General features: G+C 65.1%; 18 protein-coding genes. 12 read left to right on the plus strand and 6 right to left on the minus strand.

From position 1 onward, the window contains the following. Positions 1-15 precede the first annotated feature (15 nt). The 3 genes from C491_RS12665 (at position 16) to C491_RS12675 (ending at position 4,129) form a co-directional block, all read left to right on the plus strand. Positions 16-795, plus strand: a complete 780-nt coding sequence (locus C491_RS12665; protein ID WP_005556838.1) for an Lrp/AsnC family transcriptional regulator — start codon at positions 16-18, stop codon at positions 793-795. Continuing rightward, a complete protein-coding gene (locus C491_RS21520; protein ID WP_005556840.1) occupies positions 795-1,799 on the plus strand; it encodes a universal stress protein in 1,005 nt (334 codons plus the stop codon). The genes C491_RS12665 and C491_RS21520 overlap by 1 nt, the downstream gene beginning before the upstream one ends. 140 nt (positions 1,800-1,939) lie before the next feature. Then, on the plus strand, positions 1,940-4,129 hold the full coding sequence (locus C491_RS12675) for a cation:proton antiporter (RefSeq protein WP_394295453.1): 2,190 nt from the start codon (positions 1,940-1,942) through the stop codon (positions 4,127-4,129). A gap of 350 nt (positions 4,130-4,479) precedes the next feature. Here C491_RS12675 and C491_RS12680 read toward each other — a convergent pair whose 3' ends face one another. Then, entirely contained in the window at positions 4,480-4,884 is a 405-nt protein-coding gene (locus tag C491_RS12680) for an arsenate-mycothiol transferase ArsC (protein ID WP_005556844.1), read from the minus strand. A 95-nt stretch (positions 4,885-4,979) separates the two neighbouring features. On the opposite strand from C491_RS12680, the gene C491_RS12685 reads away from it, so the two are divergent. Beyond that, a complete protein-coding gene (locus tag C491_RS12685) occupies positions 4,980-5,975 on the plus strand; it encodes an arsenic resistance protein (protein WP_005556846.1) in 996 nt (331 codons plus the stop codon). Between the two features lie 39 nt (positions 5,976-6,014). Here C491_RS12685 and C491_RS12690 read toward each other — a convergent pair whose 3' ends face one another. The 3 genes from C491_RS12690 to C491_RS12700 all read right to left on the minus strand — a co-directional run bounded on the left by C491_RS12690 (position 6,015) and on the right by C491_RS12700 (position 8,879). Further along, positions 6,015-6,968, minus strand: a complete 954-nt coding sequence (locus C491_RS12690) for a transcription initiation factor IIB (RefSeq protein WP_005556849.1) — start codon at positions 6,966-6,968, stop codon at positions 6,015-6,017. Positions 6,969-7,095: 127 nt separating this feature from the next. After that, complete coding sequence (locus tag C491_RS12695) at positions 7,096-8,106, minus strand: TIGR04024 family LLM class F420-dependent oxidoreductase (RefSeq protein ID WP_005556851.1); 1,011 nt, start codon at positions 8,104-8,106, stop codon at positions 7,096-7,098. Then, positions 8,103-8,879, minus strand: a complete 777-nt coding sequence (locus tag C491_RS12700; RefSeq protein ID WP_005556853.1) for an SDR family NAD(P)-dependent oxidoreductase — start codon at positions 8,877-8,879, stop codon at positions 8,103-8,105. Before C491_RS12700 ends, C491_RS12695 begins: the two co-directional genes overlap by 4 nt. Before the next feature lie 162 nt (positions 8,880-9,041). Here C491_RS12700 and C491_RS12705 point away from each other — a divergent pair, with 162 nt between their 5' ends. From C491_RS12705 to C491_RS12715, 3 genes are all read left to right on the plus strand, one after another. After that, positions 9,042-10,226, plus strand: coding sequence for a lactate 2-monooxygenase (locus C491_RS12705; RefSeq protein WP_049891844.1), 1,185 nt, complete (start codon positions 9,042-9,044; stop codon positions 10,224-10,226). Further along, positions 10,223-10,957, plus strand: coding sequence for an HAD family hydrolase (locus C491_RS12710; RefSeq protein WP_005556856.1), 735 nt, complete (start codon positions 10,223-10,225; stop codon positions 10,955-10,957). Before C491_RS12705 ends, C491_RS12710 begins: the two co-directional genes overlap by 4 nt. A gap of 184 nt (positions 10,958-11,141) precedes the next feature. Next, a complete protein-coding gene (locus C491_RS12715; protein WP_049891856.1) occupies positions 11,142-12,263 on the plus strand; it encodes a GNAT family N-acetyltransferase in 1,122 nt (373 codons plus the stop codon). Positions 12,264-12,278: 15 nt separating this feature from the next. Here the strand turns inward: C491_RS12715 and C491_RS12720 are convergent, their stop codons facing one another. Further along, the gene (locus C491_RS12720) at positions 12,279-13,493 is read right to left on the minus strand and encodes an acyl-CoA dehydrogenase family protein (protein ID WP_005556860.1); all 1,215 of its coding nucleotides are present in this window, start codon (positions 13,491-13,493) and stop codon (positions 12,279-12,281) included. A 155-nt stretch (positions 13,494-13,648) separates the two neighbouring features. Between C491_RS12720 and C491_RS12725 the strand changes: the two genes are divergently transcribed. From C491_RS12725 to C491_RS12740, 4 genes are all read left to right on the plus strand, one after another. Continuing rightward, entirely contained in the window at positions 13,649-14,758 is a 1,110-nt protein-coding gene (locus tag C491_RS12725) for a phosphotransferase family protein (RefSeq protein WP_005556862.1), read from the plus strand. Continuing rightward, entirely contained in the window at positions 14,758-15,210 is a 453-nt protein-coding gene (locus tag C491_RS12730) for a MaoC family dehydratase (RefSeq protein WP_005556865.1), read from the plus strand. The genes C491_RS12725 and C491_RS12730 overlap by 1 nt, the downstream gene beginning before the upstream one ends. Positions 15,211-15,327: 117 nt before the next feature. Continuing rightward, entirely contained in the window at positions 15,328-17,289 is a 1,962-nt protein-coding gene (locus C491_RS12735) for a 3-hydroxyacyl-CoA dehydrogenase/enoyl-CoA hydratase family protein (RefSeq protein ID WP_005556866.1), read from the plus strand. Then, positions 17,290-17,748, plus strand: coding sequence for a MaoC/PaaZ C-terminal domain-containing protein (locus C491_RS12740; RefSeq protein ID WP_005556869.1), 459 nt, complete (start codon positions 17,290-17,292; stop codon positions 17,746-17,748). A gap of 6 nt (positions 17,749-17,754) precedes the next feature. On the opposite strand, the gene C491_RS12745 is transcribed toward C491_RS12740, so the two are convergent. After that, complete coding sequence (locus C491_RS12745) at positions 17,755-18,147, minus strand: hypothetical protein (protein ID WP_005556871.1); 393 nt, start codon at positions 18,145-18,147, stop codon at positions 17,755-17,757. 170 nt (positions 18,148-18,317) lie between these two features. Between C491_RS12745 and C491_RS12750 the strand changes: the two genes are divergently transcribed. Further along, a partial coding sequence (locus tag C491_RS12750) for a polysaccharide deacetylase family protein (RefSeq protein WP_005556873.1) occupies positions 18,318-19,659 on the plus strand: 1,342 nt, incomplete at its 3' end.

Raw genomic sequence — 19,659 nt, forward strand, 5'->3', positions numbered from 1 at the left:
GGTCAGTGATCAGTGATGGGCAACGAAACCACTGAATCGACGTATCCGTTGGACGAGGTCGATCAGGGGATCATCTACGAGCTGATGACCGACGCTCGAAGGAGTTCGGCGCCAGCAATCGCCGAGAAGATCGGCGTGTCGCCGGGGACCGTCCGTAATCGAATCGAGGATCTGGAAGCCCACGGTATCGTCAAGGGCTATCACGCACACATCGATTTCGAGCGGCCGGATGGTCGATTGTCGACACTGTTCATGTGCAACGTACCGTTCGCTGAACGGGAAACGATCGCTCGTGCAGCCTACCAGATCCCGGGGGTCATCAACGTTCGAATGCTCATGGGCGGCCGTCGGAACTTCCACGTGCTCGCGGTCGGCGAAGACACGGACGACCTGCGGCGTATCGGGACGACATTGTCGGAGCTCGGTATTGAGATCGAGGATGAGATGCTGGTCGAGAACGACGAAATACGACCGTACGAAGCGTTCGGCCCCGACGACTCGCGTAACCAGCACCCCGTCGATTTCATTAGCTCCTCGACCGGGTCCGAAGTCGTCGAGCTAACGGTCCGCGCCGACGCGCCCATCGAAGGCGAGACGCTCTCCGACGCCGTCGAGAACGGAATCCTCGTTGATAACCCGCTCGTTGTCTCAATCAGCCGCGACGGAGAGTTGCTCACGCCCCACGGCGACACCACGATCCGCCGGGACGACGTCGTGACCGTCTTCTCCGACACGGGTGTGGGTGAGGAGACGGTCCGTTCGTTCGTCGGGGGCGAACGCGAGGGGATTCACTGATGACGCAACCGGTGTTCGACCGCATTCTGCTGCCGATCGCTGAGGAGAACCACGCCGTGGCAACGTGCGACGCGGTGAGGCCATACCTCACGCCGACGGGCGACATCGTTGTCCTCCACGTCATCGAGAAGACGGAAGGCGGACCTGATAAGGCTCCGATCGGTGCGAGACAGGAGCAGGCCGACGCGATCTTCGAGATCGTTCGCGAGGAGTTGGCCGGGACCGGTCACGATGTCCGGACGGAACTCCGATACGGTACGGACGTGATCGACGAGATCCTTGCTGCCGCTGAGGAAGTAGACACGGCGGCCATCGGCTTTACGCCGCGACCAGGTAGTCGCTGGATCAAACTCCTCTCAGGAGACCACGCGCATCGGCTGACGACCGAAACTGAGCTTCCGGTCCTGGTCTTCCCTCACCCGGAAAAGAAGACTCCAGAAATCAGTGAAGCTGCCGAGCCTGCTGACGACGATTCTTACCGGGTACTCGTTCCAATTGACGGATCGGAACTCTCTTGGAAGGCGCTCGAGCACGCCTGTTCGGTCTACCTCGAATCCGACGTGACCGTGCTGTACGTTGACAGCGTTGGAAGCCCCGGCGTGTACGATTCGATGACCAGTAACCCCTCCTTCGACGCCAACGCCGACGATCGAAGGAAAAAGCGCCAGGCATCTCGACTGTTCGAGCGAGCACGCGAACTCGCGACCGAACGCGGCGTCGAACTCTCGACGATCGCCCTCACCGGAAACGTAGTGAAAGCGATTGTCACCTGCGCGGAGAACACCGACACTGATCTGATTGTGATGGCCAGCCACGGCCGCGTCGGCCTCAAACAAAAGCTGCTTGGCAGTACCACCGAGGCGGTGATCCGTCGCTCAAACGTTCCNCCGCGTCGGCCTCAAACAAAAGCTGCTTGGCAGTACCACCGAGGCGGTGATCCGTCGCTCAAACGTTCCGGTCACCGTCGTTCGATGATAATCGATCCACCAAAATATAATAATTAATGCTTCAGAATATGACAGACGGTCTATTACAGATCTGGCTGCTCGACGTAGTGGCGAGGACCGGCACAGTTACTCCGCTCGCAACGGGCCCGTCGTTGACGACGCCGTTCGACGATCCCATCCTCATCTTCGGCATCGCGATGGTGATCTTCCTCGTTGCCCCGCTCGTGCTCAAGCGCTATCGATTACCGGGCATCATCGGCATTATCCTGATCGGCGCGGCAATCGGGCCGAACGGCGCGCACCTGCTTGAGCGCGGGGAGACGATTCAGTTGCTCGGCGAAGTTGGGTTGGTGTACCTCATGTTCATCGCGGGTCTCGAGATCAATCTCAACCAGTTCATCGAGTACAAGGATCGCAGTATCGTCTTCGGACTGCTCTCGTTCATCGTACCGCAGGCGGTCGGCACCGCCGTCGGCGTCTACGTGCTCGACCTGACGCTTGCGTCCGCGCTGCTGTTCGCGGCGATCTTCTCCTCGCACACGTTACTCGCCTATCCGGTCGTCAACCGGCTGGGAATCGTGAAAAACGAGGCGATGACGGCGACGATCGGCGGCACCATCCTGACGGACACGCTCGCTCTGCTCGTGCTTGCGGTCGTGGTCGCCTCGGTCGGCGGTACACTCGATGCTGCGTTCTGGATCCAACTCGCGGTCGGGTTGTCCGTCTTTTTCGCAGGAGTGTGGCTGATCGTCCCTCGGCTCGGCCGGTGGTTCTTTCGGCTCCACAACGAGGAGAGCTACTTCGAGTTTCTCTTCGTGATGGCCGTCCTGTTTATTTGCGCGTTCCTCGCCGAACTCATCGGCGTCAAGCACATCATCGGCGCGTTTCTCGCAGGACTGGCGCTCAACCGGCTGATTCCAGAGACTGGGCCGCTGATGAACCGGATCGAGTTCGTCGGTAACGCGCTGTTCATTCCCTTCTTCCTGCTCTCAGTGGGAATGCTTGTCAACGCTGGTGTCCTCCTCGAGGGAATCGACACGTTGCTCATCGCCGGTTCGTTGATNCTTGTCAACGCTGGTGTCCTCCTCGAGGGAATCGACACGTTGCTCATCGCCGGTTCGTTGATCGTCATGGTTGTGACGACGAAATTTGCCGCCTCGTGGGCGACAGGACAGGTGTACGGGTACGACAGTGACCAGATCCTCGGCATGTTCGGCCTGTCGGTCGGCCAGGCGGCCGCCGCGCTGGCGATCGTCCAGATCGGCTTCGATGTCGGCGTGCCCGGTTTCGATCAGCACATGATCAACGCCGTGGTGCTGATGATCCTTGTGGTGAGCTTGGTGAGTCCTGCGCTCGTCGAACGTGCTGGCGGGGCGCTTGTTCGCGCCCGCGATCGCACGGAGTACGACCCAAGTGAGACGCCCCAGCGGATCCTCGTCCCGGTTTCGAAAGACTCGAAACACACAGAATCCCTGCTCGATCTCGCTTTCACGATCCGTGACAAGCGCGCCGATCAGCCGATCCACACGGTATCGGTTGTCCAACCCGACCAGCGGACACAGACCGAAGCGAAAGTTGCCGAAACAGAGGAACTCTTCGAAGGGGTCGAGCAGTACGCTGCAGGAGCTGAAGTCCCGATTGAGGACCACACCCAGGTCAATTCTAATATCGCCTCAGGGATCGCCCGTTCAACGCTCGANCAGTACGCTGCAGGAGCTGAAGTCCCGATTGAGGACCACACCCAGGTCAATTCTAATATCGCCTCAGGGATCGCCCGTTCAACGCTCGAAAATCGAATCACGACACTCGTCATCGGCTGGGACGGCGCCCGCTCGCGCACTCAGCAGGTGTTCGGTCACATCATCGATCAGGTGCTAAAGTGGACCACCCAACTGACGCTCGTTGGGCGGGTGNGCGCCCGCTCGCGCACTCAGCAGGTGTTCGGTCACATCATCGATCAGGTGCTAAAGTGGACCACCCAACTGACGCTCGTTGGGCGGGTGCGCGAACCGCTCAACACGACGCAACGGATTATCCTCGTCCTTCCGCCGGGAATCGACCACAACGACGGATTCTATGAGGCACTACACACGGTAAAACTCATCTCCGAAGATACCGGGGCACCGATCTACGGGCTAGCTGTCAACGGGAATCCAGAGCAGTTCGAGCGGTTGTTCACGCTCGTTGAACCGGAAGCACCCGCCGATTTCGAGGAAATCGGCGGGTGGAAGGAATTGCTCTCGACCCTTCGTGACGACGTACAGGCGGACGACCTCGTCGTTTGTATGAGTTCTCGTCGCNCGATTTCGAGGAAATCGGCGGGTGGAAGGAATTGCTCTCGACCCTTCGTGACGACGTACAGGCGGACGACCTCGTCGTTTGTATGAGTTCTCGTCGCGATGAGGTAGGCTGGCACTCAGAACTCCAAACGCTCCCGAAGAGCATCTCGACGCTCACCGACGGTAACTTTGTCATTATGTACCCAGCAACAGAAGAACGGGCTGATGATCGGCAGTTCCTTCGTCTTTCATGATATTCTCTACGTGAAGTCCGGTAGTACGAGAGAAGCCGATTTCCGAGAGCAGGTAATGCTCTTAAGAACCGTTCTCTATAGTCCGCAGCACGCCATTCTGGAATCTACTCGTTTCTGATAGAACAATCAGCGATCAGTAAGCAAACATAGACAACGACTCGGTCGATTCGGTATGACGCCCGAGCAACAGAACCGTACTGACAGCTACTGCTCGAGGTCGTCGAACAGCGCCGTCACGCGGCGTTCGATCTCGTCGCGCTGCTCGCGGGTGTCCTCGATCCCGTCGCCGTGTGACTCGAGCGACCAGATCCGGACCTCGCCGTCCCAGTCCTCGGGGACGAACTCCGAGGCCGAACAGCCCATCGTCACGACGGTTTCGGCGTTGGCCACGTCCTCCGCCGTGATCTGCCGTGGCGTCCGACCGCCGACGTCGAGGCCGTCCTCCTCCAGGGCCTCGAGGGCGTCCTCGCTGATCGACTCCTTGGGTTCGGTGCCGCCGGTGACGAGTTCGACGTCGAGTCCGCGTCGATCCCGCTCCCGTTCGGCGTAGGCGGTCGCCATCTGGCTTCGGCCCGCGTTCCCGACGCAGGCGAACACGATTTTCGTCATCGACCGTCCTACACCCGCGATCCTTACCAGTATTTGCCCGGCGAGCCCGAGTCGGAATCCCAACCCATTCCACCTCTCCCGCCAAACCGATCACCGTGAACGTCCTCGAGAAGTATCAGACCGCCGTGATCCTCGCGGCGATCGCCGTCGGGCTCGCGCTCGGCCAGCTCGAGGGCGTTCCCGCCGTCGCCGACGCGCTCATCCTCCCCTTCCTGATGGTGATGCTGTTCGGCGCGTTCGCCGGGATGCCGCTGTCGAAACTCAAATCTGCCTTCGGCAACCGGCGGGTTGCCGGCTCGAGTCTCCTCGTGAACTTCGTCTGGAATCCGCTGTTCGCGGTCGGGCTTGGCGCGATCTTCCTCCGTGATCACCCCGCGCTGTGGGTGGGACTGATCATGCTTATGGTAACGCCGTGTACCGACTGGTACCTGATCTTCACCGACATCGCCGACGGCGACGTGCCGCTGGCGACGTCGATCCTGCCCTACAACCTCGTGTTGCAGCTCGTCTTGCTGCCCGTCTACCTCTACGTCTTCGCCGGCGAGCTCGTCGAGCTGCCGCTCGAGTTGCTGCTCGAGAGCGTCGTCCTCGTGTTGGTCGTCCCGCTCGTCCTCGCCGGTATCGCCCGGAAGGGGCTGATCCGCTGGCGGGGCGATCGGTGGTTCAGGCGGGCGTTCCTGCCGAAACTCGGTCCCGTACAGATCGTCTTCCTCAGCCTTGCCATCGGAGCGATGTTCGCCTCGCAGGGTCAGGCGGTCCTCGAGAACCCCGGACTGCTCGCACTGCTCGCCGTTCCGGTGATCGCCTTCTACGCGCTCAACCTCGCCATCGGGTTCGGTATCGGCCGCGTCCTCTCGTTCTCCTACAGTGAGATGGTCTGTTTCAACAACACGATCCTCTCGCGGAACTCGCCGACCGCGCTGGCGATCGCCGTCGTCGCCTTTCCTCACGAGCCCCTGATCCCGCTGGCGCTGGTCATCGGCCCGCTGCTCGAGCTCCCGCTGCTGGGCCTGATCGCCCAGATCCACACGGGGATCGAAGACCGGGACTGGTGGTCGGTGAGCGGAGACGAGCACGCCGGAGCCGGGTAGCGGGCCCGGTCGCTCGAGTCCAGTACACGACGATCGGCGTTAGCGAATACCCAGCATCTCGATCTGTTCCTGGTACCGGTTGCGAATCGTGACTTCGGTCACCTGGGCGACGTCTGCGACCTCCCGCTGGGTCTTCTTCTCGTTACAGAGCAACGAGGCAGCGTAGATCGCGGCGGCGGCGAATCCCGACGGCCCTCGCCCGGAGAGCAACGGATCGGCGGTCTCGTCGATGATCTCCTTCGCCTTCGCCTCGACTTCCTGGGGGAGATCGAGCGCCGAGCAAAACCTGGGGACGTACTGCTTCGGGTCGATGGGACGGATCTCCAGTCCGAGCTCGCTCGAGATGTACCGGTAGGTGCGACTCACCTCGATTCGCTCGATGCGCGAAACCTCCGTAACCTCTTCCAGCGAGCGCGGAAGCCCCTCCTGGCGACAGCCGGCGTACAGCGCCGCGGTCGCGACGCCCTCGATGGAGCGTCCGCGGATGAGGTCCTCCTCGAGCGCCCGCCGGTAGAGGACACTGGTCACCTCTCGAGTGGATTGTGGGACGCCGAGCGCGCTCGCCATCCGATCGATCTCGCTGAGTGCGAACTGGAGGTTCCGCTCGCCGGCGTCTTTCGTTCGAATGCGTTTCTGCCACTTCCGCAGGCGGTTCATCTGCGATCGCTTCTCCGAGGACAGCGAGCGCCCGTACGCGTCCTTGTCCTTCCAATCGATCTGGGTGGTGAGTCCCTTATCGTGGATCGTCTGCGTGGTCGGGGCGCCGACGCGTGACTTTTTCTGTCGCTCCTGGTGGTTGAACGCGCGCCACTCCGGCCCGGAATCGATCATCGACTCCTCGACGACGAGCCCGCAGTCCTCGCAGATCCGTTCACCCTGGTCGGAGTGGCGGAGTACGTTACTCGAGCCACACTCCGAACAGGAGGTCGTTGCATCGGCCTCGGCGTGCTCCGTCTCGTGCTCCTCGTCCTCGAGCCGAACAGACCAGACCATTGATACGTAACGGTGGAGGCACAGGAAAATAAAGTTTGAATCTCGCTGGTGACTCGATCACACACCGAAAGACCGCGAGCGAGAGCTGGCGTCGTGCTATCGGTCGGATTCGCGTGACGGTCGATCCCTACGCTCCGTCTGCGGTCGGGGCCACCGCGTCCATCGTCGCCTCGATCTCGCTCTCCTCGGCACCTCGCGGGAAGCTGACCGCGACGGCGTTGATGCCGTCGACGGTCTCGAACCGTTCGAGTCGCTCTCGAGCCGTCTCAGAATCACCGACGGCACAGAGGTCGTCGAGCAACTCGTCGGAAACTTCCTCGAGCGCCCGCTCTCGATCACTGTCCTGCCAGGCGTCGTGGATCGTCTCGGCCTCGTCGTACCCCTGGCGCTCGAGGGCGTCCCGGTAGAAAGTGCCCATCCCGCCGACGTAGAACGCGACGTGCTGGCGGGCGAGTTCCCGGGCGCGTTCTTCGTCCTCGAGCGCACAGCAGGTGACCCCGACGGTGACTGCGACGTCCGCCGAATCCCGGTCTCCGAGGTTGGCGCCGCGCTCGAGATCCGCGAGCCGATCTCGAACGCCGTCGGGAGTGAGCATGATGCCGTGCCAGCCGTCGGCAAACCGGCCCGCGAGTTCGACCGCCTTCGGTCCCATCCCGGTCACCTCGACGGGCGGGGCGGGGTCGGGCGCTCCACACCGGAGCCGAAAGTCCGACAGCGAGAACTCGTCGCCGTCGTAGTCGACGGGCTCGCCCGACAGCACCCGCCGGACGACCTCCACGGTTTCGCGGGTTCGCTTGAGCGGGTTTCCGTACTCGAGGCCGTGCCAGTTCTCGATCACGACGGGGCCGCTGGGACCGACCCCGAGCCGGAATCGACCGTCGCTGGCCTCCTGGAGGGTCGCGGCGGTCTGGCCCAGCAGGGCGGGCGACCGGGAGTAGGCGTTGACGATGCTCGAGCCGAGGTCGACCTCGTCGGTTCGTTCGGCGATCGTCGAAAGCACCGTCACCGCGTCCCGGCCCCAGGTCTCGGGCAACCAGACGCAGTCGTAGCCGCCGTCCTCGGCCCGGACGGCGTAGTCGGCCAGCGAGTCGACGCTCGGCTGGGCCGCGACGGGCAGGTGGACGTCCCGGTCGGTCATACCTCGGGGGACTCCTCGACGCGCGGAACCCCCTGTGCGGTGATCGTCTCGCCGACGATATAGGAGGACGCGGGGCTCGCGAGGAACTGCGTGAGGTCGGCGATCTCGTCGACGGTCCCCATCCGCCGTTTTACCTCCGTTCGGTCGACCTCGTCGGCCGAGATCCCCATCTGATTTTCGACGCCCTTCGTCGCGACGAAGCCGGGCGCGATGCAGTTGACTCGCACTCCCTCAGAGGCCCACTCGTAGGACAGCGTCGTCGTCAGATTCACGACCGCGGCCTTCGCGGCGCCGTAGTGGCTCATGTACGGCGATCCCAGCTGGCCCGCGACGCTGGCGAGGTTGATCACGATCCCGCCGCCGTCTTTGAGGTGTTCGGCGGCGGCCTGGGTGCAGTGGTAGGTGCCGTGGACGTTGATGTCGACGATCGTCTTCCACCCGTTCTCCGAGATGTCGTCGAAGCTCGCCATGAACGAGGCGCCCGCGTTGTTGACGAGGACGTCGAGCCCGCCGAACTCCTCGACGGTCGCCTCGACCAGCGCGTCGACGGCCTCCCGGTCGGTGACGTCGCACTCGACGGGCAGGGCCGATCCGGTTCGGTCGCTCTCGGCGATCTCCTCGGCAACCGGATCGACGTTCTCCTGCTCGCGCGAGCAGATCACGACGTCGACCCCGTCGTCCGCGAACCCCTTCGCGATCGCCGCGCCGATCCCGCTCGAGGCTCCGGTGACGATCGCGACGTCGCCGTCGACGCCGAACTGGTCGGTGCTCATCGGCTGTCACCTGCTGCAAGAACTCTTACCATTGTTAGATCCAGTAGACGATATGAAGACACTGTTAATAAAGATGGGTACAACCCCCGCATCGTTAAGGGTGTCGAGGCGAATCGTCACCAGTACACACACCCGAGCGACGCTCGTCATTTCCACACTACTATGACAGGCAAAGACACCAACTACGGGCCGAATCGACAGGAGACAGTGTACCGACAGGGAATGCTCGAAGGCGAGCCGCCCGAGTTTCCCGTCGCCTACGAGGACCTCGAGGAGCGGGCCCGAGAGGAGCTCGACGAGAAGGCGTTCGCGTACGTCGCCGGCGGAGCGGGCGCCGAGTCGACCGTCGAGGCAAACGACCGCGCCTTCGACGCCTGGCAGATCGTCCCGCGGATCCTTCGGGACGTCTCCGATCGCGACCTCTCGGTCGAACTGTTCGGCAGCGAGCTCTCCGCACCCGTCCTGCTCGCGCCGATCGGCGTCCAGGGGATCCTCCACGACGAGGCCGAACTCGCGGTCGCCCGCGCGGCGAACGCCGTCGGCGTGCCGATGATCTCGAGTTCCGTCTCGTCGTACACGATGGAGGAGATTGCCGACGAACTCGAGACGACCGGCTGGTTTCAGCTCTACTGGAGCGCCGACCGCGACGTCGCCGCGAGCTTCCTCGAGCGCGCCGAAGATGCGGGGTTCGAGGCGATCGTCGTCACCCTCGATACGCCGAAGATGGGCTGGCGCGAACGCGACATCGAACTCGCCTACCTGCCCTTCCTCGAGGGCCAGGGGATCAGGAACTACTTCGAGGACGACGCCTTCTGCGACCGCCTCGAGACCGACGATCCGTGGGCCGACCCCGAGGCCTCGCTCGAGTCGTTCATCGACTGCTTCGGCGACGCCTCGCTCACCTGGGACGACCTCTCGTTCCTGCGCGAGCACACGGATCTGCCGATCGTCCTCAAGGGCGTGCTCCACCCCGACGACGCCAGCCGCGCCGTCGAGCACGGCGTCGACGGCCTGATCGTCTCGAACCACGGCGGTCGTCAGGTCGACGGCGCCATCCCGGCGCTCGAGGCCCTTCCCGAGATCGCCGAGGCCGTCGGCGACGACGTCCCCGTGCTGTTCGACAGCGGAATTCGCCGGGGCAGCGACGCCATCCGGGCGATCGCGCTCGGTGCCGACGCCGTCCTGCTCGGGCGACCGTACGCCTACGGGCTCGGGATCGGCGGTGAGGACGGCGTCGAGGCCGTGCTGCGAAACTTCCTCGCTGATCTCGACCTCACCGTCGGGCTCTCGGGCCGGGCGAGCGTCGACGAACTCGACCGATCGACGATCCGACGGGCCGAGCGATGAGTCCGGATTCGCACGCCGGTGCTGGCGATCCGAACGCGCCCGAGGAGTGGGAGGCCGTCTTCTGGGATATCGGCGGCGTCATCCTCGACCTCGGGTCAGTCCGGGGCGCCCACACCGCGTTCGTCGCGGAGCTCCTCGAGCGCCGCGCGGTCGACGCGACGATCGAGGAGGCGCTCGCGACCTGGCGGTCGACGGTCGGCGACCACTTCCGCGGGCGCGAGGGGACGGAGTTCCGGGCCGCCCGCGACGGCTACCGGAAGGGCGTCGAGGCGGTCGTCGGCGACCCGGTCCCTCACGAGGAGTGGGAGCCGGCGTTTCGGACGGCTGCCGGGGAGTCGATCGAACCCGTTCCCGGCGCCGTGGAGACGATCGAGCGGCTGACCGACCGGGAGCTTCACGTCGGCGTCGTCAGCGACGTCGACGACGACGAAGGGAAGTGGATGCTCGAGCGCTTCGGCGTCCGCGAGCGGTTCGACTCGATCACGACCTCCGAGGAGGTCGGCCGAACGAAGCCCGATCCCGCGATGTTCGAGACGGCCCTCGAGAAGGCAGGCGTCCCGGCCGAACGATCGCTGATGATCGGCGACCGGTACGACCACGACGTCCGCGGGGCCGACGAGGCGGGACTGCACGGGGTCGCCTTCGGCGCCGAGGACGGTCCCGCCGTCGCCTACCGAATCGAGTCACCGCTCGAGATCCTCGAGATCGTCGACGGAGAGCGGGACGCCTGACGGACCGGGGAGGCGGCCCACTCGAAAACGTGTACGCGTATATGACGTCGATCGACTCTAGAAGTTCTCTATCCCGTAAATTCCGGCGTATTCAGGCTCAAGAACTATCTACGAGTCCGGTGGAGAACGAACGTGATCGGTGGCGCGCTCGATCCCGGATGAACCGCGGTACAACCTCCACACCATGAAAACGGCCAGTCGACGGACGTCGCGGGTTACGATCCGGCAGTTCCAGCCCGGTGACCGAGAGGCGTTCCTCTCGCTGTACGAGCAGGTGTTCGGTCGCGGGCGATCGTCCGCCTGGTTCCGCTGGAAGTACGAGGACAACCCATACGTCGACCACGTTCCGATCGTCGTCGCCGAGGACGACGGCAGACTCGTCGGCTGTCGCTCGTTGTTCGCCCAGGAGATGCGCGGCCACGGCACGGTCAGAACGGCGTTCCAGCCCTGCGATACGATGGTTCACTCCGACTACCGTCGGCGCGGGCTGTTCGACCGAATGAACGAACGGACCCTCGAGCGGTACGCCGAAAGCGGTCCTTCCTTCTTCTTCAATTTCCCGAACGAGGCCTCGAAGCGAGGAAATCTCAACCACGGCTGGCGGGAGATCGGTACCGTCCCGCTGTACTACCGAGTTCGGGATCCCGTCGGCGCCCTCGAGCGCTGGACTGCCGGAACGGGAGCCGAAACACCGGTGCGAGCCGACGGACGCGCTGCGGTCGCGGTCGCGAAATCGTTTACAACTCGGGTCGCCGAGGGCACCCATCGAACCGGGGATCGGCTCCTGGCGCCCGACGCGGAGATCGCCCTCGAGCGTCACGAATCGCCGCCTGCCGAGGCGCTCGCGACGGCCTACCGACGATCGATTCCCGAGGCGATGCACACGAACCGAACGGCGACGTTCTACCGCTGGCGGCTCGCCAACCCCGAACACGCGTACACGACGTACGTCGCGAGACGCGACGGCGAGCCGGTGGCCGCGCTCGTCACCGCGGACGTCGACGACCGCGTCCGGATCGTCGAGACGGTCCCACGATCGCTCGAGGCCGAACGGGGAGCGCTCGAGCGACTGCTCGTCGCCGCGCTCGCCGACCGCGAGCGCCGGGAGTTCGTCACGGCATTCGGCGAGACGCTGCCGAGGCCGATTCGGTACCGGTTCTTCCCCGATACACGGCCACCCCTCTCGACGGTGGTTCGGCCGTCGTCGCGAACGCTACTGGCGCGGGACCTCGACGCCAGCGCCGCGGTCGAAAACAGCTCGATCGACGACTGGACGTTCTCGCGGCTCGATCTCGACACGACCTGAGCGGGTCAGCGGACCTCAGCCGCGGAACCGCGTCACGGGGTCGAGTTCGCGCTCATCGACGTCCTCGAAGGCGTCGCGAGCGATCACGCGCTTGTGAACCTCGTCGGCGCCGTCGACGAGCCGGAACGCGCGGACGTTCTCGTAGAAGTCCGCCAGCGGCAGGTCCTTGCCGATTCCGTTGGCGCCACAGCACTGGATCGAGAGATCGACGGCGTCCTGGACGACGTCGGCGGTGAAGACCTTCGCCATCGAGACCGGGACGCGGGCCTCCCGCCCCTCGCCGATCTCGCGGGCGGCGTGGCGAACCATCGTCCTGGCAGCGTGGAGCCGCGTCTCGGCGTCGGCGATCCCGTAGCGCAGGCTCTGTTTCTCCGAGAGCGCGCTGCCAAAGCCCTCGCGCTCGCTCGTGTAGGCCTTCGCGACCTCGAGCGAGCGCTGGGCCATCCCGGAAAAGCGCATGCAGTGGGTGAGCCGCGCGGGGCCGAGCCGTTTCTGGGCGATGGCGAAGCCGGCGTTTTCTTCGCCCAGCAGGTTCTCCTCGGGGATCCGCACGCCGTCGTAGACGATCTCGGCGTGGCTCGTTCCCGTCACCTCGCCCCCGACGTGGGGAATGTCGCGCTGGTACTCGACGCCGTCGGCGTCGCTCGGCACGAGGAAGATCGAACACCCCTCGTAGGGGTGGGCGTCCTGATCGGTGCGGGCCATCACCAGCAGGACGTCGGCCTCGCTGCCCTGGGTCGTCCACCACTTGTGGCCGTCGATGACCCACTCGTCGCCCTCCTTTCGAGCTTCGGTCCGAATCATCTTCGGATCCGATCCCCCGCCCTGCATCGGCTCGGTCATCGAGAACCCCGAGCGGATCTCGGCGTCGACCAGCGGCTCGAGCCACCGCTCTTTCTGTTCGTCGGTGCCGGCCATCTCCAAGGTGTGCATGTTCCCCTCGTCGGGCGCGTCGACCCGCAGCGCCAGCGGGCCGAGCAGGCTGCGGCCCGCCTCCTCGAACGCCGGCAGGACGTCGCGGAACGCGAGGCCGAGTCCGCCGTACTCCTCGCTGACCTGCGGGGCGTACAGCCCGCGCTCGCGGGCTACCTCGCGTAGCTCTTCGACCGTCTCCTCCGAGACGGGCCCCTCGCCGAGGACCTCCCGCTCGGCGGGGATCACGTCCTCGTCGACGAACTCGCGAACGTCCGCGGCCAGCTCGCGCGCCCGATCGCTGTCGTGGTACTCCATACCCTAGCTACACGAACATTGTAAGATAAGGTTTCGGTCGTAACTATTTTCGTTAATCGGGCCGCGGGTAGTACCATGCCGTGTGCACCCACCCACTCGACGCAGTCGACGAATCGGGACGCCTCGACGGACCAGCGGACCGATCGGCTCGAGCCATGACCGACACCTACTACGAGCGACTGGTCGACGAGGACGCCCTGGCGGCCTACCTCGAGGAACAGCTGGGCGCCGTCGAGACCTACGAGATCGAACGTCATCGGGAGGGCCACTCCAACGAGACGCTGCTTCTCACCTGGGGCGACCGCGAGCTGGTGATCAGGCGACCGCCGCCGGGCGAGACGGCCGACACCGCCCACGACGTGCTCCGGGAGTACCGCGTGACGAAGGCGTTGATCGACACCGACGTCCCCATCCCCGAGCCGGTGCTCGCCTGCGAGGACCACGACGTCATCGGCAGCGACTTTTACGTGATGGAGCGACTCGCCGGCGACGTTCTCCGGGACGACGAACCCGACCGCTTCGCCGATCCCGACTCGCGCGAGCGGATCGGCGAGGAGCTGGTCGACACGCTGGCGGCGATCCACGAGGTCGACTACGAGGCGGTCGGCCTCGAGGAGTTCGGCTACCCGCCGGGCTACACCGAGCGCCAGGTCGAACGCTGGGGCCAGCAGCTGATGTGGGCGTTCGAGACCACAGTTGAGGAACGCGAGGTCCCGGACCTCTACGAGGTCGGCTCGTGGCTCCAGGAGAACGTTCCGGAGGAGCATCCGCACACGTTGGTTCACGGTGACTACAAGCTGGATAACGTGATGTATGGGCCAGCGGGACGCGACGCGTCCCGGGACGAGCGAGCGGACGACGTCCGCGAGCCGGCGACGCCGGAGCTCGTCGGGGTCTTCGACTGGGAGATGGCCACGCTGGGCGACCCCCGGGCCGACCTGGGGTGGATGCTGTCGTACTGGCGCGACCCCAAGGACCCCGAGCCGGCCGTGCCGGAGCTGACGGCGACGTTCATGGAGCGGGAGGGGTACCCGAGCCGGCTCGAGCTGGTCGAGCGCTGGGAGTCGAGGACCGGGTTCGAGTTCGCACACGAGCGGTTCTACCGCACGCTCGCGGTGTACAAGCTGGCGGCGCTCGGGGAGATGTTCTTCCGGCGCTACCTCGAGGGCAACAGCGACGACCCGATGTACCCGAAGATGGAAGAACGGGTGCCCGCACTGGCCGCGCGCGCGGTGCGGATCATCGAGGGGGAGGAGCCGCTCTGATGCGGTACTTCGAGGACGTCGAGGTCGGCGAGATCCACGAGTTCGGCGAGTACGAGGTGACCGAGGAGGAGGTCGTCGAGTTCGCCGAGCAGTACGATCCCCAGCCGTTCCACGTCGATAGGGAGGCCGCCGAGGAGTCGATGTTCGGCGAACTGGTCGCCTCGGGCTGGCACACCGCCGCGATGTCGATGCGGCTGCTCGTCGACGGTCCCGAGGGCGAGGAGGATCGAGCCGCGATGGGATCGCCCGGCGTGGACGAACTCCGCTGGCACAAGCCCGTCAAACCCGGCGACACGCTCTCGGTGCGAACCGAGGTGCTCGAGAAGCGGCCCTCGGAGAGCCGCGAGGATCGGGGGTACGTGACGAGCCGGCTCGAGACGTACAACGAGGACGACGAGCTGGTGATGAGCTGGGTCGCGGACACGATCTACCGGCGACGAGACGCCGAGTAGTTACCGCCGTACGTATCTGGACGCTCTTCGTACAGGACGTACACCCAAACTACTCCATAGTTAACATTGGTAGCTTCGTTCGGTGGAGTTAAGCCCGTCCCGGCCGACCACACGACCATGTCAGACGACACCATCGACCGCGTCGCGGTCCTCGGCGCGGGGAACATGGGCCACGGAATCGCCGAGGTGACCGCGATGGCGGGCTACGACGTCGTCCTCCGGGATATCGAGCCCGAGTACGTCGAAGACGGCTACGAGTCGATTCGCTGGAGCCTCGAGAAACTCGAGGAGAAGGATCGCCTCGACGAGCCCGCCGACGCGATCCTCGAGCGAATCGAGACCACGACCGACCTCGAGGCAGCCGTCGCCGACGCGGACCTCGTAATCGAGGCCGCGCCCGAAAACCTCGAGCTGAAACACGATATCTTCGCCGACCTCGAGCGCTACGCGGACGAGGACACGCTGCTGGCGACGAACACCTCGAGTCTGCCGATCACGGACATCGCGGAGGCGGTCGACACCCCCGAGCGCGTGCTCGGCCTGCACTTCTTCAACCCGCCGGTGAAAATGGATCTCGTCGAGGTGATCTACGGTCGAGAGACGAGCGACGGGGCGGCCGAGGCCGGTCACGACTGGGTCGAGTCGATCGGCAAGACGCCGATCTACGTCCGCAAGGACGTTCGCGGCTTCGTCGTCAACACCATCGTCGGCCCGTTCGTCGGCGAACCGGCCTGGATGGTCTCAGCGGGAGATGCAGAGATTCGGCAGGCCGACGCCGCGATGGTCCACGAACGGGGCTACCCGATGGGGCCGTTCGAACTCGCCGATCTGACGGGCATCGACGTCGGCTACCACGTCCGCAAGGAGGCCGGCGACGACGTCCCGCCGATCACGGCGGAGAAGGTGCAGGCGGAGGAGCTCGGCAAGAAGACCGGTAAAGGGTTCTACGACTACGAGGGCGGTGACGGACCCGACTACGAACCCGGCCAGGGGGAAGGGTTCGACACGCTGCAGGTCGAAGCGCGGATGATCAACCGCGCGGCCTACCTCGTCGGCGAGGACGTCGCGACGCCGGAGGCGATCGATATCGGCGTCCGCCTCGGTCTCGGCTTCCCTGAGGGGATCTGCCGTCGCGCGGATAGGATCGGTCTCGATAGGGTCCTCGAGACCCTCGAGACCAAACTCGAGGAGACCGGCGATGATCGGTTCGAACCCCACCCGTACCTGCGCGAGCTCGTCGCGCAGGGGAAGACGGGCGAGGAGGCCGGCGCGGGCTTTCACGAGTACGGCGACACCGACGCGGGCGACCTCGACTCCTACCGCTATCTCGACGCCGAGATCGAGGACGGCGTCCTCGAGGTCGAACTCGATCGACCCGAGCGGATGAACGCCCTCTCGGCGGATCTGCTGGGCGAGATCGACGACCTGTTCTCGACGGTCGACACCGACGAGCTCCGGTGTGCGACGATCGAGGGAGCTGGCGATCGGGCCTTCAGCGCCGGCGCCGACATCGGCGGCTTCGGCTCGCTCGAGCCCACCGACGCGATGGACGTGACGCCCGCTTTCGAGACGGTCAACGAGTTCCCCCGCCCCGTGATCGCGAAGGTCGACGGCTACTGCCTCGGCGCCGGCCTCGAGCTCGCGCTGGCCTGTGATCTCCGGATCGCGACGAAGCGGTCGTCGTTCGGCGCACCGGAGATCGGTCTCGGGCTCATCCCGGGCGGCGGGGGGACCCAGCGACTCATGCGCGTCCTCGGCGAGACGCGCGCGAAGGAGCTGGTCTTCCGGGGTAACCACATCGACGCCGAACGAGCCGCCGACTGGGGGCTCGCTAACCGAGCCGTCGGCCGCGACGAGTTCGACGAGACGGTCGAGGCGTTCGTCGACGACCTGCGCGAGGGGCCGCCGCTGGGCCTCGAGGTTGCGAAGAAGGTGATGAACCGCGGCGAGGACGCCAGTCTCGAGGCGGCGCTGGCGATGGAGAGCCAGGGCTTCGGCCTGCTCATCGGCACCGACGACGTCCGCGAGGGGACCGCGGCGTTCGCCGAGGACCGCGAGCCGGAGTTCGAGGGCCGGTAGATGGGCGACGCGAACGACGACGGGGCCGTCAGGTTCGTGGATCTCGAGGTCGGCGACGAGACGATCACCCACTCGCGGACGCTCACCGAGGCCGACGTACGCGAGTTCGCGGGCGTCAGCGGCGATTTCAACCCACTGCACCTGAGCGAAAGCTACACGGCCGATCTGCCGTTCGGCGAGCCGATCGCTCACGGTGCCCTGCTGTTTGCCGTGACGACGGGGCTGCTCTGGCAACACCGCCACGAGCGCCCCGAGACGGTCGCGTTCTACGGTGTCGACTCCCTGCGGTTTACCGAGCCCGTGACGATGGGAACGACCGTTCAGGCGGAGTCCGAACTAATCGAGAAAGAGCCTCGCGACCACCCCGTGGGCAACGGCCTCGCCCGCTACGAGACGCGCCTCGTGACCGACGACGGGTCGGTCGCGCTTTCCTGTGAGTTGCTGACGCTCGTAAAGTAGCGGGTTTCAGCTGGTATCGTCGCCTTCGTCCGCTGCGTCAGCGTCATCTTCGCCGTTGACGTCGTCGAGTTCGTCCTCGGCGGCGTCGGCCTCGTCCTCGACCGACGACTGGACGTCGTCCATCTCGACGTCCGACTCGAGTTCGTCCCGGTCGATCGCATCCTCGAGGACTTCCGCGTCGGCGACCGCACCAACGCCGTCGTCCTCGACGGCGGATTCGATTGTCGTCGCGTCGATGGCCGAATCGACGTCGCCCGACTCCGATGCCGACTGTAGCGCCCGACGGACGGCAACGTATCCCGCCAGGGCAACCCCTCCGGAGGCGACGGCTCCCGGGATGCCGAAGCGTTTGTACCCGAACGTGACGGCCTTCTTCCCGACGGTGAATGCGCCAATCATAGCGCTTGTCGTAGCGTCGGCGGCGGGAAGAGGTCGGGGCTTTCGTGTGGAGGGACGAATCGGGACCCTGGCTCGAGCCGGCCATGGGCTCCGAACCGCTTCGTCGGAGGAATTCGTCAGCAAGTCAGACAGAAGTATAAAGATAGTTGACGTTCAAGTTAGATTATATTATGGTGGACCGACCGAACACTCGACGACGATTCCTCGCGCTGTCCGGAGCGACGATGGCCACCGGCCTGGCCGGCTGTTCCGACTCCGACACGTCCGAGGACGACGGCAATGGGACGAACGAGACGACGAACGGTGACGACGACCCACCGGAGGACGACACTGAAGACGAGGGCGACGACGACCCTGAAGACGAGGAGGAGGACGAAGACGAGGTCGAGTCCCCCGAACTCGCACTCGAGACCGAGTACGACAGCCGCGAGGAGTTCGGCCAGCCCGGGGAGGGGTTCGACGACTTCGAGGACGCCGGGGAGTGGGAGGTCGTTCGCGGCTCCGCCGAGCCCGACGAGGAGATCACGTTCGAGGGGTCACAGAGCCTCCGACTCTCCGCCGAGGACGGCGAGGACGTCATCGTCGAACGGGAGATCGAATCGACGGACCTCACCGACCGCGATCTCTCACTGGCCGTGCGGACGACCACCCCCGAGAACGTCGCGGTCGACATCCGGCTCGTGGACGCCTCCGGCGGATCGACCCACCACCAGCTCCGCTCGGTCTCCTACGGCGCCGACGACGTCGGCTGGTTCCGGACGAGCCCGGGCGTCTTCGAGGAGGGATCGGCGCCGCTCGAGCGCGACGCCGTCGAACGGATCCAGCTGCTCGTCTACAACACCGACGAGGCCGAGGTGTGGGTCGACGACCTCCGGGTTCACGGCAGGCCCGAGACCGGGTACGTCGTGCTCTGCTGGGACGACGGGATGCCCGACTTCTACGACGCCGCGAGTCCGCTCCACGACGAGTACGGCGTCAACGCGGTCCAGTCGGCGGTTCGGCAGTGGACCCAGGGATCCCGGGACGACGTCATGACTCTCGAGCAGCTACAGGAGCGCCAGGACGCCGGCGACCAGATCATCGCCCACGGGAGCCACGTCTTCCTCGAGGACCTCGAGGAGGACCAGCTCAGGGAGTCCCTCCAGGGCGACAAGCAGTGGGCCGTCGACAACGACCTGCAGGGCGGCCACTACATCACGTACCCGCACAACAGCTTCGATCAGACCGTCCTCGACGTTGCGTCGGACTACTACTACGCCGGCGGGTTCAACCAGGCCGGCGACGTCAACCTCACCGGCGTCTACGGCTTCGATCCGCTGGTGCTTCCACGAACGATCGGCCACGACCTCGAGATTGCGATGCGGTGTGTCGACCTCGCCGCCGAACACCGCCAGTGTACGATTCTGAACTTCCACGCCTTCGATCTGGAGAACACGATGGACGAAGCCGACTACGAGGGCCTCCTGGAGCACATCGATAGCGAGGACGGTATCGAGGCTGTCTCTTATACAC

The sequence above is a fragment of the Natronococcus amylolyticus DSM 10524 genome, assembly GCF_000337675.1.
In the GTDB taxonomy this organism is placed as follows: Archaea; Halobacteriota; Halobacteria; order Halobacteriales; family Natrialbaceae; genus Natronococcus; species Natronococcus amylolyticus.